The 2,560-nt window shown below is 68.5% G+C and carries 2 protein-coding genes; both read right to left on the bottom strand.

The annotated features are described in order from the left end of the window. The coding region (locus CWO91_RS41995) for a small ribosomal subunit Rsm22 family protein (protein ID WP_130221145.1) at positions 1-791 on the bottom strand (791 nt) is incomplete at its 3' end. Positions 792-939: 148 nt separating this feature from the next. Next, a partial coding sequence (locus CWO91_RS41990) for a chromosome segregation SMC family protein (protein ID WP_433995610.1) occupies positions 940-2,560 on the bottom strand: 1,621 nt, incomplete at its 5' end.

Below are 2,560 nucleotides of genomic sequence, written 5' to 3'. Positions count from 1 at the left end.
AGCGCGACGTAGATGAAACGCTCGTCCTCGAACGGCACCTCGGCGCCCTTGATCTGGCGATGCGCCTGCGAGCGGGGCAGGCGCTGGGAGAAATGGCACCAGTCGGGCGCTATGAGCGGGCAGGGCTTTTCGTGCGGGCAGGGCGCGGCGACATAAGCGCCTGCCGCGATCAGTTGCTGGCGCAGGGCGAGGATGCGGGCGTAGCCAGCGGGTGTGCCGGGCTCGATCACGACCAGCGCGTGCCGCGCTTTCGCCCACATGGCCTCCGCAAGCTTGCGCTGGTCGTCTTCGTTGAGCTCGCCGATGATGTAGCTGGCAACGACGAGATCGGCTTGCGAGACCTCGGCGAGGTTGCCGCCGGCGTCACCGGGCAGATAACGGCAATCTGCCAGACGCGTGCTATCACGGGCCAGTTCGAGCGCGAGTCGGCTAAGGGGGGCGTTGGCGTCGAGTAGGGTGAAATCTTGCAGCGACGGAAACGCCTCGGCAGCGGCCCAGCTGGCGGTGCCCGGACCTGCGCCGACGTCGAGCAATGTTTCCGGAGCAAAGTCCGGCGCGATCTCGGTCAGCGCATTCAGGCTTGCGGCCACCGCCGCATACGTCGCCGGCATGCGCGCCAGCGCGTAGGCAAGCGCATCGGCCTCCGACTTAATCGTGCCGGAGCCGCCGCCGGCGCGATAGGTGGTCGAGATTTTCTGCGATCGCTGTGCAGCGTCAGTGCGCGAAAAGCCCTGGAGCTTGGCGTCGAGGGCGGCCCTGAGTTCAGCGGGGAGGGTGGGGGCTATCATCATCCGCAGTCATGCCCCGCGAAGGGGCATCCAGTACTCCGAGACAGTGCCGTCAAACCGAGAAGCCGCGGCGTACTGGATCATCCGCTCCAGTGCGCAATTTGCGCACAAGGCGGATGATGACGTCAATGGGTGTGGCGCGACTGCAGACTCAAGCCACGTTCTGGTCGAGAATGTCCACGGCCTCTGCGAGGCTCACCGACACCAGCTGCGAGACGCCGCGCTCGGCCATGGTGACGCCGAACAGCCGGTTCATCCGCGCCATCGTGATCGGATTGTGCGTGATGATGATGAAGCGCGTGTCGGTCGAGCCGGTCATCTCGTGCAGCAGGTTGCAGTACCGTTCGACGTTGTGGTCGTCGAGCGGTGCGTCGACTTCGTCCAGCACGCAGATCGGCGAGGGGTTGGTGAGGAACACCGCGAAGATCAGCGCCATCGCGGTCAGCGCCTGCTCACCGCCCGACAGCAGCGACAGCGTCTGCGGCTTCTTGCCCGGCGGCTTGGCGATGATTTCGAGACCGGCTTCGAGCGGATCGTCGCTCTCGATCAGATGCAACGCGGCCTCGCCGCCGCCGAACAGCTCGACGAACAGGCGCTTGAAATGGTTGTTGACGACCTCGAACGAGGTCAGGAGCCGCTCGCGCGCCTCCTTGTTGAGGCTCTGGATGCCCTGGCGCAGCCGCTTGATGGCCTCGACCAAGTCGTCGCGCTCGGTGACCAGGCCGGTGTGCTGGGTCTCGACCTCGCGCAACTCTTCCTCGGCGCGCAGGTTGACCGCGCCCAGGCGCTCGCGGTCGCGGCGCATCTTTTCGAGGTCTTCCTCGATGTCGTGCAGCGGCGGCAGCTCCGCGCCGGGCTCGATCTCGGCAAGGCCGGCGACGGCCTGCGGCTCGACCTCCAGCATGTCGCGGATCTCGCGCTCGATGTCCTCCAGTCGGCGCCGCGCGCCTTCCATGCGCTCCTCGGCGCGCGCGGTGGCCTCGCGGGCGCTGGAGAGCGCCTCCAACGTCAGCTTCGCGACGCGGTCGGTCTCGGCCATTGCGGTTTCCGCGGTCGCGAGCGCGTCGGCGGCCATGCGGCGGTCGTTCTCGGCGTATTCGATCTCGGTGATCAGCGCGCTGCGCTTCTCGGCGAACACGGCCGGCGCGTTTTCGAGCTCGCTGCGCTCGATCGTCAGTTCGGCGATGCGGGCCTGGATGGTATCGATGTGGGAGGCCGCGCTCTCCTTGCGGTTCTGCCACTCGGTGCGTTCGGCCAGGATCGCCTGCACGCGGCGGTCGGCGAGCTCCGCCTCGCGGGCCAGCGCCTGCGCCTCGGCGCGGACCTGAGCGGCCATGCGGCGATGGGCTTCGATATCGCTGCGGACGGCGGCGAGCCGGTTCTCGGTGTCCTCGCTCGACGGCAGTTCGGAGATGCCGGCCTCGGCGTATTCGTAGGCGGCCTCGGCCTCGGCACGGTCGGCGGCGAGACGGCTGTGCGCTTCCGACAGCGTCGCCTTGCGTGCGGCGAGGCGGCTGATCTCGCGCTCGGCGCCAGCGTGGCGCTCGCGGGCGACGTTGAGCTCGCGCTGCGCGGCCCGCCAGGCTTCGCGGCTGGCACCTTCGGTGCTGGCGGCCATCTGTAGCTCGGACTCGGCGTTCTCCAGCGCCTGGCGCTTGATCTGCGCGTCGATGCGGGCCTGCTCCAGCTCGTTCTCGATGTCGACGAGGCGGGCGCGTTCGGCAAGTCGCCGCGCGGCGCCGGTCGGTGCGTGGGCCGCGGCGACAAAGCCG

The organism is Bradyrhizobium genosp. SA-3 (assembly GCF_004212635.1).
Taxonomy (GTDB): domain Bacteria; phylum Pseudomonadota; class Alphaproteobacteria; order Rhizobiales; family Xanthobacteraceae; genus Bradyrhizobium.
The sequence above is the reverse complement of the archived record's forward strand: the minus strand, read 5'-3'. Positions and strand labels throughout refer to the sequence as shown.